This is a genomic window from Rhizobium sp. CB3060 (assembly GCF_025200735.1).
Taxonomy (GTDB): domain Bacteria; phylum Pseudomonadota; class Alphaproteobacteria; order Rhizobiales; family Rhizobiaceae; genus Rhizobium.
Genome location: NZ_CP104158.1, coordinates 4,011,764 through 4,025,551 on the forward strand (window position 1 = coordinate 4,011,764; position 13,788 = coordinate 4,025,551).

The 13,788-nt window shown below is 61.0% G+C and carries 17 protein-coding genes; 6 read left to right on the forward strand and 11 right to left on the reverse strand.

Annotated elements, in window-relative coordinates; translation table 11 throughout:
- Positions 1-138: 138 nt before the first annotated feature.
- From N2601_RS19305 to N2601_RS19315, 3 genes are read right to left on the reverse strand one after another with little or no spacing between them, the layout of a single operon-like run.
- Positions 139-1,011, reverse strand: a complete 873-nt coding sequence (locus N2601_RS19305; RefSeq protein WP_104821744.1) for an SDR family oxidoreductase — start codon at positions 1,009-1,011, stop codon at positions 139-141.
- A complete protein-coding gene (gene queG / locus N2601_RS19310; protein WP_260303303.1) occupies positions 1,011-2,168 on the reverse strand; it encodes a tRNA epoxyqueuosine(34) reductase QueG in 1,158 nt (385 codons plus the stop codon). Before queG ends, N2601_RS19305 begins: the two co-directional genes overlap by 1 nt.
- Positions 2,169-2,180: 12 nt before the next feature.
- Positions 2,181-2,873: a glutathione S-transferase family protein gene (locus N2601_RS19315; protein WP_104821746.1), complete on the reverse strand. Its 693-nt coding sequence runs from the start codon at positions 2,871-2,873 to the stop codon at positions 2,181-2,183.
- 151 nt (positions 2,874-3,024) lie between these two features.
- On the opposite strand from N2601_RS19315, the gene N2601_RS19320 reads away from it, so the two are divergent.
- A complete protein-coding gene (locus N2601_RS19320) occupies positions 3,025-3,825 on the forward strand; it encodes an undecaprenyl-diphosphate phosphatase (RefSeq protein WP_104821747.1) in 801 nt (266 codons plus the stop codon).
- Between the two features lie 70 nt (positions 3,826-3,895).
- Here N2601_RS19320 and N2601_RS19325 read toward each other — a convergent pair whose 3' ends face one another.
- The 7 genes from N2601_RS19325 to dnaN form a co-directional block, all read right to left on the reverse strand.
- Positions 3,896-4,060 carry a hypothetical protein gene (locus N2601_RS19325; protein ID WP_199773511.1) on the reverse strand — a complete coding sequence of 55 codons (165 nt, stop codon included), beginning with the start codon at positions 4,058-4,060 and terminating at the stop codon, positions 3,896-3,898.
- A 285-nt stretch (positions 4,061-4,345) separates the two neighbouring features.
- Positions 4,346-5,326, reverse strand: a complete 981-nt coding sequence (locus tag N2601_RS19330; protein WP_104821748.1) for a complex I NDUFA9 subunit family protein — start codon at positions 5,324-5,326, stop codon at positions 4,346-4,348.
- 111 nt (positions 5,327-5,437) lie between these two features.
- A complete protein-coding gene (locus tag N2601_RS19335; RefSeq protein ID WP_104821749.1) occupies positions 5,438-5,725 on the reverse strand; it encodes a DUF1330 domain-containing protein in 288 nt (95 codons plus the stop codon).
- Positions 5,726-5,750: 25 nt separating this feature from the next.
- Positions 5,751-6,443 carry an orotidine-5'-phosphate decarboxylase gene (gene pyrF, locus N2601_RS19340; protein WP_104821750.1) on the reverse strand — a complete coding sequence of 231 codons (693 nt, stop codon included), beginning with the start codon at positions 6,441-6,443 and terminating at the stop codon, positions 5,751-5,753.
- 1 nt (position 6,444) lies between these two features.
- The gene (locus tag N2601_RS19345; RefSeq protein ID WP_104821751.1) at positions 6,445-7,032 is read right to left on the reverse strand and encodes a histidine phosphatase family protein; all 588 of its coding nucleotides are present in this window, start codon (positions 7,030-7,032) and stop codon (positions 6,445-6,447) included.
- An 86-nt stretch (positions 7,033-7,118) separates the two neighbouring features.
- Entirely contained in the window at positions 7,119-7,712 is a 594-nt protein-coding gene (gene pmtA / locus N2601_RS19350) for a phospholipid N-methyltransferase PmtA (RefSeq protein ID WP_104821752.1), read from the reverse strand.
- Between the two features lie 164 nt (positions 7,713-7,876).
- Complete coding sequence (gene dnaN / locus N2601_RS19355) at positions 7,877-8,995, reverse strand: DNA polymerase III subunit beta (RefSeq protein WP_104821753.1); 1,119 nt, start codon at positions 8,993-8,995, stop codon at positions 7,877-7,879.
- Between the two features lie 246 nt (positions 8,996-9,241).
- Here dnaN and rsmI point away from each other — a divergent pair, with 246 nt between their 5' ends.
- The 5 genes from rsmI (at position 9,242) to gshB (ending at position 13,267) form a co-directional block, all read left to right on the forward strand.
- Positions 9,242-10,150: a 16S rRNA (cytidine(1402)-2'-O)-methyltransferase gene (gene rsmI / locus N2601_RS19360; protein WP_104821754.1), complete on the forward strand. Its 909-nt coding sequence runs from the start codon at positions 9,242-9,244 to the stop codon at positions 10,148-10,150.
- Positions 10,143-10,511 carry a YraN family protein gene (locus N2601_RS19365; RefSeq protein WP_104821755.1) on the forward strand — a complete coding sequence of 123 codons (369 nt, stop codon included), beginning with the start codon at positions 10,143-10,145 and terminating at the stop codon, positions 10,509-10,511. The genes rsmI and N2601_RS19365 overlap by 8 nt, the downstream gene beginning before the upstream one ends.
- A 103-nt stretch (positions 10,512-10,614) precedes the next feature.
- Entirely contained in the window at positions 10,615-11,610 is a 996-nt protein-coding gene (locus N2601_RS19370) for an endonuclease/exonuclease/phosphatase family protein (protein WP_104824961.1), read from the forward strand.
- 96 nt (positions 11,611-11,706) lie between these two features.
- Positions 11,707-12,210: a cupin domain-containing protein gene (locus N2601_RS19375; protein ID WP_199773512.1), complete on the forward strand. Its 504-nt coding sequence runs from the start codon at positions 11,707-11,709 to the stop codon at positions 12,208-12,210.
- Positions 12,211-12,319: 109 nt separating this feature from the next.
- Positions 12,320-13,267 (forward strand): glutathione synthase, encoded by a 948-nt coding sequence (gene gshB / locus N2601_RS19380; RefSeq protein ID WP_104821756.1) that lies wholly within the window; start codon positions 12,320-12,322, stop codon positions 13,265-13,267.
- A gap of 56 nt (positions 13,268-13,323) precedes the next feature.
- Here the strand turns inward: gshB and N2601_RS19385 are convergent, their stop codons facing one another.
- On the reverse strand, positions 13,324-13,725 hold the full coding sequence (locus N2601_RS19385) for a hypothetical protein (RefSeq protein WP_104821757.1): 402 nt from the start codon (positions 13,723-13,725) through the stop codon (positions 13,324-13,326).
- Positions 13,726-13,788 lie beyond the last annotated feature (63 nt).

Here is a 13,788-nt window from a genome sequence, read left to right on the forward strand (position 1 = left end):
TCCGACTTCGCCTTATTTGCTGCCGCATTTGTGCAATTTCAGAGATCATTAACCATAAATGTGGAGCAAATTGAACTAGCCAATATGGGTTAGTAGGAATTTTCGTGCGATTGATCCGGGGGATGAGGTCGAATTCCCTTAGCCGCGCCAGCGCCCCGAGGACCACAGTTGGGCGAGCGACATGCGATAGTCCGGATAGCGGAATGGGAAGCCCAGCGCGCGCAGTTTTGCGTTCGAAACCCGCTTGTTCTCACCATAGAACGAACGCGCCATCGGCGTCAGCTCCGCCGTTTCGAAAGCCTGTTCCGGCGGCGGCTCGACACCCATCAGACGGGCGGCCTCGACGATGACGTCCTGCGGCGGACCGGGCTCGTTATCGGTGACATTATAAATGCCGCCCAGTTTGCGATCGGAAAGGAACTTGGCGCAGGCGCCGATGTCCTCGACGCGGATGCGGTTGAACACCTGGTTCGCCTTGATCAGCCGCCGTGCCGTTCCCTTTTCCAGATTGCAGAAGGTGTTGCGGCCCGGACCATAGATGCCGGCAAGCCGGAGCACGGCAACCGGAATACCGAGCCTGATTCCGACGCGGTGCCAGCCATCCTCCGCTTCGACGCGTTCAACCGAGCGGTCGGAAACCGGATGCAGCGGCGTTTCCTCGCTGACCCAGGCGCCCTTGTGGTCGCCATAGACGCCGACGGTGGAAAGATAGCAAACCCATTCGAGCTTCGGCATGAGCGCGCGGATATTCAGATGCGCCAGCCGCAGCAGCGGATCACCCGACTTGCCGGGCGCGATCGACTGGACGAGATGCGTGGCGGATTTCATCACCTCGCTCAATGCGGGATCGAATGTCTCTCCGTCGAAGACGAAAGCTTCGATGCCTTGCTCGCCAAGAGGGCCGGTCTTTTCGGGCGAACGAGTCGTGCCGGTGATCCGAATGCCCGGGCCGGCGAAGGCCTTGGCGATAGCCGTTCCCGAATAGCCGCAGCCGAAAATCATCACATGCATCACGCAACTCCCGCCAGTATCCACTCCGCGCGGACATCCGCGTCCGGTTCGTCACCTCTTTCTGCCGCAAAAGTGCGGAACTCGCCAGCCGTCATCAACCGCGACAGCGCCCAGACGGCCATGCCGCGCACGACGGCCGAGGGATCGTCCGACAGGCCACCGCACGCCGCGATCAAGCCTCGATCCCCGGAATTGCCGGCGGCGATCAGCACATTGCGAATGAAGCGATCGCGGCCGATGCGCTTGACCGGCGAGCCGCTGAAGAAGGCGCGAAAGGCGGCATCGTCGAGATCGAGCAGAAAGGCGATCGACGGCTCCCTGAGGTCGTCGCGAGCGACCAGCTTCATCTCGGCGGCCGCACTGGCGAATTTGTTCCAGGGACAGGCGGCGAGACAGTCGTCGCAGCCATAGATGCGGTTGCCGATCAACGGCCGAAGCTGCGGATCGATCGGCCCCTTATGCTCGATGGTCAGGTAGGAGATACAGCGGCGCGCATCGAGTTGATAGGGGGCCGGGAATGCGGCCGTCGGGCAGACGTCGAGACAGGCGCGGCAGGAGCCGCAGTGATCGATCTCGGGCCGATCCGGTTCGAGATCGGCCGTTGTGAACATCGAGCCGAGAAACAGCCAGGAACCGTGCGTCCGGCTGACGAGATTGGTATGCTTGCCTTGCCAGCCGAGGCCCGCTGCGGCAGCCAGCGGCTTTTCCATGACCGGCGCCGTGTCGACGAAGACCTTGACGTCCTCCTGCGATCGCGCCGCAAAGCGGGTGGCGATCTCCTTCAGCCGGCCCTTGATGATGTCGTGATAGTCGCGGTTGCGGGCATAGACGGAAAAGGCCGCTTTATCGGGCTTCTGCAGAATGCCGCGCGGGTCTTCCTCGGGACCGTAGTTGAGGCCGAAGACCGCGATGGAGCGGACATCGCCCCAGAGCATGTGCGGATCAGCGCGACGTTCGCGCGTTTCCTCCATCCACGCCATGGTGCCGTGGTAGCCTTGTTCAAGGAATTGGTTGAGCCTGATCCCCGCGTCGGGAATGGCGTCCGGCCGGGTGATGCGACAGAGATCGAAACCCTGCGCCCGCGCTTCGTCGCGAAGAAAGGCCGTTAGCCTATGCCGTCGCTTGCTTTCTTTATCTATGGCACGGTCTTCGGGCATATGCAGCCCTCGTCAGAAATCCAGATCGGCGTAGTGCGATACAGGCGTGATGCCGCGCACGCGTTCCGCCAGGATCGGCCGGAACGACGGGCGCGATTTCAGCCGCTGATACCATTCCTTGGCAACGGGTGATTCCATCCAGTCGATCTCGCCGAGGTAATCGAGAACGGAAACCGAGGCGGCAGCAGCGAGATCCGCATAGCTCAGTCGATCGCCGGCGAGCCATTGGCGGGAACCCGCAAGCCAGGAGAGATACTTCATGTGTTGGCGGATGTTGCCGCGAGCCATGCGCATCACCTTGGAATCGGGAGCGCCGCCGCCCTGGTCGGCAGTCATCTGCAACTTGTAGACCCGTTCGCGCACCAGAGGCCGCGTCACGTCCTGTTCCATCTTCTGCATGAACCACTCCGTCAGCCGGCGGATTTCGGCGCGCTGGAACGGGTCTTCGGCCAGAAGCCGGCGGTCTCGCTTCAAAACGCCATGCGTCTCGTCGAGATATTCGGAGATCACGGTCGCGCCGCAGAGCGCCCGCATGCTGTCGTCGACATAGACCGGCAGGGTGCCGGCCGGATTGAGCGCCAGGAAATCGCGCCGTTTTTCCCACGTCTGTTCCTCGATCAACTCCGTCTGATAGCCGTATTCGGTCAGAATCAGACGGACGAACCGTGACGGAGATGACATGGAATGATGATACAGCGTCGGCATTGATACTCGGGCTTTTGCAGTTGATGCTTATAAGAGTCTCGGGCCCACCATCTTGCGGCCCTAGTCATACGTCATCGGTTGAAGCTATAGGAGTTTGGCCTAGCTATTACAAGCGAATCGGGCCACCCCGCTCTTTGACAAAGGACACAATATGGCTGAACAAATTGTTATCGCGTTGTTTTTGGGCCTTGTGGAAGGCCTGACGGAGTTCATTCCCGTATCCTCCACGGGCCATTTGATATTGATCGGACATTTCCTCGGTTTTGATGAAGCTGCCACTTTCGACGTTCTGATCCAGCTCGGTGCTATCCTCGCCATCTTGCTCGTCTATTTCAATCGTCTCGTTCAAATCGCAAAGGCGCTGCCGGTCAGCGTCAAGGCTCGCCATTTCGTGCTGGCGGTCCTTTTCGGCTTCCTCCCGGCTGCCGTGATCGGCGCGATCGCGCATGATTTCATCAAGACGGTGCTGTTCGATTCGCCGAAGGTTATCTGTATCTCGCTGATTCTTGGTGGCATCGTTCTGCTGGCGATCGACAAGATCGAGTTCAAACCCAAATATACCAGCGCCTATGAGTTTTCCTGGCCGATGGCGATCAAGATCGGCTTCTTCCAATGTCTGGCAATGATCCCGGGAACATCGCGTTCCGGCTCCACCATCGTTGGCGCCCTCTTGCTTGGCGCCGACAAGCGCTCGGCCGCGGAATTCTCTTTCTTCCTTGCCATGCCGACCATGGCTGGCGCCTTCGCGCTGGATTTGTGGAAGAGCCGTCACGACCTCAGCACGGACCAGGGCCTGCTGATCGTCGTCGGCTTCTTCACCGCTTTCATATCGGCATTGTTCGTGGTCCGGGCTCTGCTCGACTTCGTCTCGCGCCGCGGCTATGCCCCCTTCGCCTGGTGGCGCATCGCCATTGGCGTGCTCGGCCTGATCGGGCTTTATACGGTCGGCTGAGGCCGATCGCCGGGGGTGAAATCTTGAGAAAAACGAAGGCCGGTGAGAACCGGCCTTTTTTCATGCTCGATCAGTTCGAGGATGAAGGCTCGATGGAACCCGTCGTGCAGGGATCGACGCCATAGGTCGGCGTGCATTCACCCTTGACCGAGGCGATGCTGCCGCGGGCCACGAACGAGCCAGCGAGGATCACCAGTGCCGCGCACGCAAACAAAAGCGCGATAGACTTACCCATCGAAGAATGCCTTTCCGCAGAAGTGAAACGCGCCACGATTGGCCCGTGCCGGGCTTGGCGACGCGCGGTTGTGTTAGTCAGTGAAATGATGAATAGCAATAAAGGTTCATGTTAAATTTGACGTTAATGCTACTATTTTCAGTGTGCGTCTTTTGAGCAACGCCAAGCTGTGAATCAAGACGGCAAAGCTAGCTCTCCCGGTGCCGAAAACGCAGCCAGAGGAAACAAAAACGCCGCCTGGATAAACCAGACGGCGCTTCAATTTTTCCGAATCGCTACAAAGCGTCACGCGGCCTTGCCGGAGCCGGTGAACTGGCCCTGCGGGCGATAGCGTACCAGGTAGGACGGCAGCACGGAGACGAGCAGGGTCGGCATCAGGCCGATACCCTGCAGGGTCCGGCCTTCCGCCTCGGCTTCCTTGGAGACGACATTGTCGTGCTTCAGCAGGCGAACCTGATCGGGCGTGATCGGCGGCGTGATGAGCGGCACCAGCGAAGCAGCCGAGCCGATGAGCGAAGCGAGGCCGAAGGGGATGGAGACCAGCGACTTCTTCCGGTTGATAACGGCAAGCGTCGTTTCGAGACATTCGCGGAAAGAAAGCACCTCCGGACCGCCAAGCTCGTAGATCGTGCCGGCCTTCAGCTTGCCGTCGACGCCGCGGGCGACTACCTCGGCGACATCCTCGACATAGACCGGCTGGAACTTCGTCTCGCCGCCGCCGATGAGCGGCAGGAAGGGCGCGGTGCGCGACATATCGGCGAATTTGTTGAAGAAGCTGTCTTCCGGACCGAAGACGATCGATGGCCGCAGGATGACGGCATCGGGCTTGATCGACAGGATGCCGGCTTCAGCGCGAGCCTTGGTGCGGGCATAGGCGGAAGGCGAATTGGCATTGGCGCCGATGGCGGAAATATGCGTCAGCGAAGCGCCGGCGCCGCGTGCAGCTTCCGCGATTGCCTTGGCGCCGAATTCCTGCACGGCATCGAATTTATTGCGGCCGCTTTCGGCGAGGATGCCGACGCAATTGACCACATGCTGTGCGCCTTCGACGGCGCGATCGATGGAGTTGCGGTAACGCAGGTTCGCCTGGACGATCGAGATTTGGCCGAGATTGCCGAGCGGCTGCAGAAAACCGGCGAGATCGGGGCGGCGCACGGCGACGCGGATGCGATAGCCGCGCTTGGCGAGCACGCGGACGACATGCCGCCCAATGAAGCCCGATCCCCCGAACACGGTCACGAGCGGTGGAAGGTTGGACAGGGTCATGGCAGGCTCCTCGAAAGGCTTAAATAGGGCTGATCTGGTTTCGTCTTAACCGATCCGAGGGCCGAGGTGAAGTGCTATCACACCGCATGTTCCGGCTGCTTTTTAAAAGCGTTAGATGCCTTCGACGACCACCATTTCGGCGTCCGCGACTTCATGACGAATCTTGGCGGCGATCTGATATTCCGGCGAGTTGTAGCAATCGACAGCATGCTGCAGCGACGGGAATTCGATGACGACATTGCGGCCGCGCGCCTGGCCTTCCAGTGGCGTGAAAGCGCCGCCGCGGGCGAGGAAATTCGCGCCGTATTTCTCGAAAGCCGGCTTGGCGGCGGCAACGTAGTCCTTGTAGCGCTCAGGGTCGCGTACATCCACGCGTGCGATCCAATATCCCTTTGCCATGTCCGGTCTCCCTGTTTCCTGCAATTTAGAGCGCGGCGTCCATCTCCGCGAGGATGGCGCGGGCAGCTTCCTTCGGGTCGGCCGCCTTGACGATCGGCCGGGCGACGACGAGATGGCTCGATCCGGCCTTGATGGCCTCGGTCGGCGTCATCACGCGCTTCTGGTCGCCCTTGTCGCTGCCGGTCGGGCGGATGCCGGGGGTCACCAGCGCCATGTCCGGACCGATGATCTTGCGCACGGCGGCAGATTCTTCGGCCGAGCATACGATGCCGCCCATGCCGGCGAGGAGCGCCTGTTCGGCGCGGCGCAGCACCAGCGTATGCGGGTCATATTCGTATCCGGCAGCGATGAGATCCTCTTCGTCCATCGAGGTCAGCACGGTGACGCCGAGCAGGCAGAGATCGGAACCCTTGGCTGCGGCAACGGCGGCGCGCATTGCCTTCGGATAGGCATGCAGCGTCAGCATCGACATGCCCATTTTGACGATGTTCTCAACGCCGGACGCAACCGTGTTGTCGATATCGAGCAGTTTCATGTCGAGGAAGATCTTCTTGCCGCTGGCGGCAAGGTCGCGTGCAAATTCCAGGCCGCCGGCAAAGGCAAGCTGATAGCCGATCTTGTAGAAGAGAATATCGTCGCCGAGCGCCGTGACGACCTTTTCGGCCTCCTGAAGGTTTGGAACATCCAGTCCAACGATCAAGCGGTCGCGTGCGGTCATCTCAACTCCACCCCTGCCAATCTTCCATAGGCGTCCAGTCGCATGAGACGGCGCGCTTCGCAAGGTCGAAACAGAAAAGATTGCCGCCGCCGGGCGGCTGATCGCCCTGGCGCGCGATAGGCTTGCCCTCGAGATGGCATTTTAGCAGCGTACCGACGCCACCATGGCCGACAAAGGCGATCGGCGTGCGCGGGTCGTGCCGAGAAAGAACGGCCTCCACCTGGGAGACGATCCGCACCTGCGCATCGATCGCGCGTTCCCAGCCTTTGAAGCTTTCATGCGGATGGGCGAAGAACCAGTCGGCCGCCTTCTCGAATTCGGGCGGGGCCAGGAAGCCCGTGGCGCTGCGGTCGTTCTCATGCATGGCTTCGATAATCTCGATCGTCGCGCCGCTGGCCGTCGCCAGGATTTCGGCTGTCTCGATCGCCTTGCGCTCGCCGCTGGAAACGATCAGGCCGAGCTCACGCGCCCATGCGCGGGTGGCCGTCAGTCTGGCGCGTTCCGCGCCGATATCGGAAAGACCCCAGTCCGGAACCGGCACAGAGGGATCGATGCGCACCTGCGGGTGCGTAATATAGAGAGCGAACATCGGAGCAGGATTCCATACTGAAGGGTCTCGGAACAAGAATATGTCCAGCCGAAACGCGGTGGCAAGATGACTCTTCCTGGATAGCCTCAGCCCCGGCTATAAACCCAGAGCTGGGCCGGCGGAATATTGCGGACGATGAAATCATAGTGGCGGATATGATAGCGATCCGGCCGGGCAATGATCGGCGAGACCGGTCCGTAGGAGATCTGCACCACAGGTCTGCCGGGTGGGATGCGGTCCAGCAGGCTTTCGAGCAGAGCGACGCGCGCCTTCGTGGGAAAGTTCAGCAGCGGAATGCCCGAGACGATGGAATCGAAGGTCTGGCCGCGCAACACCCCAAGCGTCTTGTCGAGATCGAAGGCGTCGCCATTGATGAAATGGACGCCGGGATAAAGACGGACGAGATGATTATAGAAGTCGGTGGAATATTCGACGGCGACGAGATTTTCCGGTTCGACGCCGCGCGCCAGGATCGCCTTGGTGATCGCACCCGTGCCGGGGCCGAGCTCTAGCACCGGCAGGCCGGAATGGATATTGACGACGCTCGCCATCTTGCGGGCGGTAATCGAGGAGGTCGGAACGATGGAACCGACCGTTTTCGGACCCTGCATCATGCCTTTGAAGAAACGGATTTCTTCGTCGAACTTCTTGCCCAGCCGTTCCTTGAGACGCAGCGCCATGCTCTCCCCCCACCAGATTTAACAGTTACGGCTTACATATCGTTTATCTCTCATCTTGCAATGCCATGGCGCAATACAAAGAGAAAATGTCGCAAGCTGCACAGGCTCAAAGAAAAGCGCCCCTCTGTCGTTCCGAAGAACGCATGAAGGGCGCTTCGGTTTCGCTAGACGCGCATCGGCATCAGGACATAGAGAGCATCGTCGCCGGCCGTGTCGCGGATCAGCGTCGGCGAGCCAGCATCGGCAAGCAGGAAGATCGCCGCATCGCCGGACAATTGCGCGGTGATGTCGAGCAGATATTTGGCGTTGAAGCCGATTTCCATCGCGTCCATGTCGTAGCCGACGGCGACTTCTTCGGTCGCGCTTCCGGAGTCGGGGTTATTGACCGTCAACAGGAGCTGGCCGTCCGACAGTGCCAGCTTCACGGCGCGGCCGCGCTCCGACGAAATGGTCGAGACGCGGTCGACCGCCTGGGCAAAGCTTTGGCAATCGACCCGCATTTCCTTGTCGTTGCTGGTGGGGATAACGCGCTGATAATCGGGGAAGGTGCCGTCGATCAGCTTCGAGGTCATGACGATCGAGCCGATCGTCAGGCGGATCTTCGCATCGGACACTTCGACGGTGACGACAACATCGGGGCTGTCGACCAGCTTTTGCAATTCGCCGACCGTTTTGCGCGGGATGATGATGCCCGGCATGCCTTCCGAACCCGCAGGGGCGTCGACATCGGCGCGGGCGAGACGGTGACCATCGGTCGCCACCGCTCTCAGCTTCAGGTCGCCCTTGCTTTCGATCGTGTGGAAGAAGATGCCGTTCAGATAATAACGCGTCTCTTCGGTCGAAATCGCAAACTGCGTCCGGTCGATCAGCATCTTCAGGTCCGACGCCTTCAGTTTGAAGGAATGGCTGAAGCTCCCGGCGGTCAGGTCCGGAAAGTCCGATTCCGGCAGGCACTGTAGCGAGAATTTCGAGCGGCCCGAGGCAACCGTCATCGAGCTGCCGTCAGGATTGGTGGCGAGAAGCACTTCCGAACCGTCCGGCAGCTTGCGCACGATGTCGTAGAGCAGATGCGCCGGTACGGTGGTGGCGCCGGCCTTTTCGACATTGGCGGGCGTCGCCTCGGTGATTTCGAGATCGAGGTCGGTCGCCTTCATGTCGAGGCTTGTGCCCTCGGCCTTGAGCAGCACGTTGGACAGGATCGGGATCGTGTTGCGACGCTCGACCACGCGATGCACGTGGTTCAGCGATTTCAGGAGGTTCGACCGCTCAATTGTAATACGCATGATGCTACCGCTTTCGACCGTTACTCCCGGGCAGCCACAGGCGCCCGAAGGATGCTTTTTCGGACAAGGCCCGAGATTGGACGGGCAAAATGACAGAACTCAGCATGCGAATGCAAGAGGCATCCGGGTATGCTGCACCTCATTTCGGTATTTGGCCGACAATGCTCACAGGATTTGCGCCGCTCTTGCCGTCAGGCCATACCTCGCCCATAAAGACGATGAATCCGAGGCGAATTCAGGGTCGGCATGAGCGACGAACACACAAGCGGCGGAGCGCGCAGCTTCCGCCTGCACAATACCACGGTTCCTGCCCGTCCGCTGGAGCCCGCGCTTTATCTTGTCGCCACGCCGATCGGCAATCTCGGCGACATCACGCTGCGGGCGCTGGAAACGCTGGCCGGTGCCGATGTTCTCGCTTGCGAGGATACGCGCGTCACCCGCGTGCTGCTCGACCGTTACGGAATACAGAACCGCCCCTTCGCCTATCATGAGCACAATGCCGACGAGGCAGGACCGCGGCTGCTGCAGGCGCTGGAAGCCGGCCGCTCGGTGGCGCTGGTGTCCGATGCCGGCACGCCCTTGGTCTCCGATCCCGGCTATCGGCTGGCGCTGCAGGCGATCGAGGCGGGCTACCGTGTCGTGCCGATCCCCGGGGCCTCCGCGCCGCTCGCCGCGCTGGTCGGCTCCGGCCTGCCCAACGACGCCTTTTTCTTCGCTGGCTTCCTGCCCGCCAAGGACAAGGGCCGCCGCGACCGGTTGGCCGAACTCGCCGCCGTTCCCGCTACCCTCATCTTCTTTGAATCGCCCCATCGCATCGCCGCGACGCTCGCCGCCGCCGCCGATGTACTTGGCGGCGAGCGCAAGGCGGCCGTCTGCCGCGAACTCACCAAGACCTTCGAGGAATTCCGTCGCGGCACGCTCACCGAGCTTGCCGTGTTCTATGAGGCCGTCGAGCATGTGAAAGGCGAGATAGTCCTGCTCGTCGGCCCGCCGGCGGAAAGTGTTGCGGCGGAGGCGGATGTCGAGGCCATTCTTGGGGATCTCGCCCGCAGCATGCCGACCGCCAAGGCCGCGGCAGAAGCCGCCCGCATCACCGGCCTGCCGCGCAAGGAGCTTTACCAGCGACTGCTCGATATGAAGGAGCGCCATGGCTGAGACCGGCGAGAGGCTGAAGCGGCGGGAGGCGTGGCGGCGCGGCCATGTCTCGGAATATGCCGCAGCACTTTTCCTGTTCTTCAAGGGCTACCGCATCCTCGCCATTCGCCATCGTACCAAGCTCGGCGAAATCGACATCATCGCCCGCAAAGGCGATCTCGCCGTCTTCGTCGAGGTCAAAGCCCGGCGCGGCGAACAAGAGGCGATCGATGCCGTCTCTTTTTCCGCGCAAAGGCGCATCCGTGCTGCGAGCGACCTCTGGCTTGCCCGCCAGCCAGACTATGCGCTGTTGTCGCAGCGCTACGATATCGTTGCCATCCTGCCTGGCCGCTGGCCACGCCATTTTCCGGATGCTTTTTAACGTCTGCCATCATGGCAACGTCACAAAGCGCAACTATTGCCGGGCTATCGCGCTTCAGCCCACTTCCAGGCATCGCGCCTCACCCATTTCGACAGGTCTTATGATGATCCGCAGTACCGTTTCCGCCTTCGCCGTTCCCTCGCAGGAGGAACGCAAGGGCTTCATTTCGTTGGAAAAGACCCCTGACATTCACGCGGCAACATTGGCGTCGCTTGCCTGTATGAACACGGTGCGCGTTGGTGGCGTGACTGGCGAGGATCGGCCGCTTGCTTTCCCCTTCACGGTGGCTGCATGGAATTTGGAGCGCTGCCTTTTCCCCCTCGAATCCGCCGCCAAGCTGAAGGCGACCAAAGCGCCGCTGATCCTGCTCTCCGAGATGGACGAGGGCATGGCGCGCACCGAACAGAATGACCCGACCGCGATCGTCGCCGGCGAACTCGGCATGAATTATGCTTATGGCGTGGAATTCCTGGAACTCAGCCTCGGCTCGGAAATCGAGCGTTCCTTCTGCCGCGACGATTTCAACGAGAAGGGCTTTCACGGCAACGCCCTGATGTCCTCCGTTGCCCTGAAGGATGCTTTCCTCTTCCGCCTGCCGGGCGAGGCCGTCTGGTTCAACGACGGAAATGAGCAGCCGCGCATCGGCGATCGCTGTGCTGTCGGCGCCATCGTCGGGACCGAGGCCGGTCCCCTCGTTGCCGTGTCGGTCCATCTCGAAAGTGTCGCGACCGCTGCCTATCGCGAGCGGCAGATGGCGGCGTTGATCGACGCTGTCGAGGCCTTCGCGCCCGGTCTTCCGATCCTGATCGGCGGCGATCTCAATACCGGCAATCACACCGGCGGTGATTTCTCGACCGATACCCTGTTCGCCACGGCCGAAGGCCGCGGCTTTGAATGCCATGGTGGCCCGCTGGATCAGACGAGCACGCGCCCGAGCCTGATCACGCGTTTTCCCGATCGCACCATGAAGCTCGATTGGTTCATCACCCGCGGTTTGAAGATCGGCGAAAGCCACCTTGTTTCCTCCCTCAATGAGGAGGGCAAGCCGCTATCCGATCATGACATGGTCGTCTGTACAATCGAAGGTTTTTCTGCCTGATCTCTGCAATCATTAAAATGCGCCAGATTTCATGAACCGCGCCGTTACCTCTTCCGTGCAATGGAAACTGAGACGCGCTTGGAATTGGGGGATTGCATGGTTTTGAGATTAATGTTGGCGAGCATGGCGGCCTTTGCCGCGCGTGCGGTCCCGGTTGTTGTTGCCTTGCCGCAGTCGAAGAGCTTCGTGGCTGGCGCCAGCGATGAGATGGAAATGAAGCCCTCGCCGATCGAACCGTCCTGGATCCTGGCCGGCGATCCGGTTGCGCGCATTGCCGAGCATTCGCGTGGGCGGGATGATGCCGCGATGACGGCGCTGTGGGATTGCACGGCAGGCGAGTTTCGCTGGTATTTCGGCTGGGACGAAACGGTGATGATCCTTGAGGGCGAGGTGCATATCACGACGGAAGACGGCGTCGAACGCACGCTCAGCGCGGGCGATGTCGCCTATTTCGCCGGCGGAACCTGGGCCACATGGCGCATTGATCACTATCTGCGCAAGGTCGCCTTCTGCCGCAAGCCATTCCCGAAGCCTTTGACCATGGCTTATCGCCTGCGCAACTTCATCCGGCAGGGCGGCGCACAGGGCCTTGCCGCCTGAGCGCGGCCAGCCCAGACGAAAGACGTCTCTGACGGAAGCCCTTGAATAGCCGTTGCGTTTGGATGCGGGCCGACCTACATCTGTCCGCAAATTCGAGCGAGGGCTGACTATGGCTGGTATCAAGAATGTTGCGGTCCAGATGGACCATGTGAAGAGCATCAACATTGCGGGTGACTCGACCTTCGCCATGAGCCTGGAAGCCCAGACCCGCGGCTACAAGCTCTTCCATTACACGCCCGAGCGCCTCAGCATGCGTGACGGCAATGTCTACGCGACGGTTGAGCCGATGATCCTTCGCGACGTCAAGGGCGATCACTTCGAGCTCGGCGAGCCGGAGCGCGTCGATCTCTCGACCATGGACGTGGTGCTGCTGCGCCAGGACCCGCCCTTCGACATGGCCTATATCACCTCGACGCATCTGCTGGAGCGCATCCACCCCAAGACGCTCGTCGTCAATGATCCGGCCTGGGTGCGCAATTCGCCGGAAAAGATCTTCGTCACCGAATTCGCCGACCTGATGCCGAAGACGCTGATCACGCGCGATCCTGCCGAAATTCGCCGCTTCCGCGAGGAGATGGGCGATATCATCCTGAAGCCGCTTTACGGCAATGGCGGCGCCGGCGTCTTTCATTCGACGCGGGACGACCGCAATCTATCCTCTCTGCTCGAAATGTTCGGCCAGCTCTTCCGTGAGCCCTTCATCGCTCAGCAATATCTGCCCGACGTGCGCAAGGGCGACAAGCGCATCGTCCTCGTCGACGGCGAGGCGGTCGGCGCGATCAACCGTGTGCCGGCCGAGCATGACAGCCGCTCCAACATGCATGTCGGCGGCCGCGCCGAGGCGACCGAACTGACGCCGCGCGAAAAGGAAATCTGCGAGCGCATCGGCCCGGCATTGAGAGCGCGCGGCTTCCTGCTCGTCGGCATCGACGTCATCGGCGACTATATGACCGAGATCAACGTCACCTCGCCGACCGGCCTGCGCGAAGTCAAGCGCTTCGGCGGCGCCGACATCGCCAGCCTGTTGTGGGATGCGATCGAAGCGAAGCGGGCTTGAGGGGCGCCAGCCCTCTAGGAATCGTGACGCCACCCCTCCGCTCGCCGCAAGGCGGGCTATATCGCGATGCCCATCCGGCGGCAGGTTAGGATCACTGCCGACGGTCCGGTGGAGCTATCGTCTGCGATGACCGTCGGCACGAAGCCGAAAAGTGGTTTCACGTCGACCATCATGCCGACGTAAGGCCGCTTGTCCATGACACCGTGCAGGCCGCCAAAGGAGCTGATGGTGCCGCAGACGCTGACGTAGCCCTTGCTATCCTTGGAAGCCGCCATCGGCCCGAAGATCAGCACGCCCTCATAGGGAAGCTGCTCGTGCAAACCCTTTTCCACCGCGGCAATTTCCTTGGCGCTTAATTGATAGGGAGCGCCTTTTTCCAGATTATCCCCGCCATCGATAGATTGGCAGCCGGCCAGAACAGCGCTCAGTAGAAGGGATAGCGATACTACAAGTCTCATATTTGCTCCGATTGTAGAAATCGTCCCTTCGTTCTTTTATTGTTCTTGTTTTATTCCATGTTT

Bases quoted from the DNA above. Each gene is read 5' to 3' on its own strand.
- N2601_RS19305 (WP_104821744.1), bottom strand. From the start codon at position 1,011: ATGCATGTGATGATTTTCGGCTGCGGCTATTCGGGAACGGCTATCGCC.
- queG (WP_260303303.1), bottom strand. From the start codon at position 2,168: ATGCCCGAAGACCGTGCCATAGATAAAGAAAGCAAGCGACGGCATAGG.
- N2601_RS19315 (WP_104821746.1), bottom strand. From the start codon at position 2,873: ATGCCGACGCTGTATCATCATTCCATGTCATCTCCGTCACGGTTCGTC.
- N2601_RS19320 (WP_104821747.1), top strand. From the start codon at position 3,025: ATGGCTGAACAAATTGTTATCGCGTTGTTTTTGGGCCTTGTGGAAGGC.
- N2601_RS19325 (WP_199773511.1), bottom strand. From the start codon at position 4,060: ATGGGTAAGTCTATCGCGCTTTTGTTTGCGTGCGCGGCACTGGTGATC.
- N2601_RS19330 (WP_104821748.1), bottom strand. From the start codon at position 5,326: ATGACCCTGTCCAACCTTCCACCGCTCGTGACCGTGTTCGGGGGATCG.
- N2601_RS19335 (WP_104821749.1), bottom strand. From the start codon at position 5,725: ATGGCAAAGGGATATTGGATCGCACGCGTGGATGTACGCGACCCTGAG.
- pyrF (WP_104821750.1), bottom strand. From the start codon at position 6,443: ATGACCGCACGCGACCGCTTGATCGTTGGACTGGATGTTCCAAACCTT.
- N2601_RS19345 (WP_104821751.1), bottom strand. From the start codon at position 7,032: ATGTTCGCTCTCTATATTACGCACCCGCAGGTGCGCATCGATCCCTCT.
- pmtA (WP_104821752.1), bottom strand. From the start codon at position 7,712: ATGGCGCTGCGTCTCAAGGAACGGCTGGGCAAGAAGTTCGACGAAGAA.
- dnaN (WP_104821753.1), bottom strand. From the start codon at position 8,995: ATGCGTATTACAATTGAGCGGTCGAACCTCCTGAAATCGCTGAACCAC.
- rsmI (WP_104821754.1), top strand. From the start codon at position 9,242: ATGAGCGACGAACACACAAGCGGCGGAGCGCGCAGCTTCCGCCTGCAC.
- N2601_RS19365 (WP_104821755.1), top strand. From the start codon at position 10,143: ATGGCTGAGACCGGCGAGAGGCTGAAGCGGCGGGAGGCGTGGCGGCGC.
- N2601_RS19370 (WP_104824961.1), top strand. From the start codon at position 10,615: ATGATCCGCAGTACCGTTTCCGCCTTCGCCGTTCCCTCGCAGGAGGAA.
- N2601_RS19375 (WP_199773512.1), top strand. From the start codon at position 11,707: ATGGTTTTGAGATTAATGTTGGCGAGCATGGCGGCCTTTGCCGCGCGT.
- gshB (WP_104821756.1), top strand. From the start codon at position 12,320: ATGGCTGGTATCAAGAATGTTGCGGTCCAGATGGACCATGTGAAGAGC.
- N2601_RS19385 (WP_104821757.1), bottom strand. From the start codon at position 13,725: ATGAGACTTGTAGTATCGCTATCCCTTCTACTGAGCGCTGTTCTGGCC.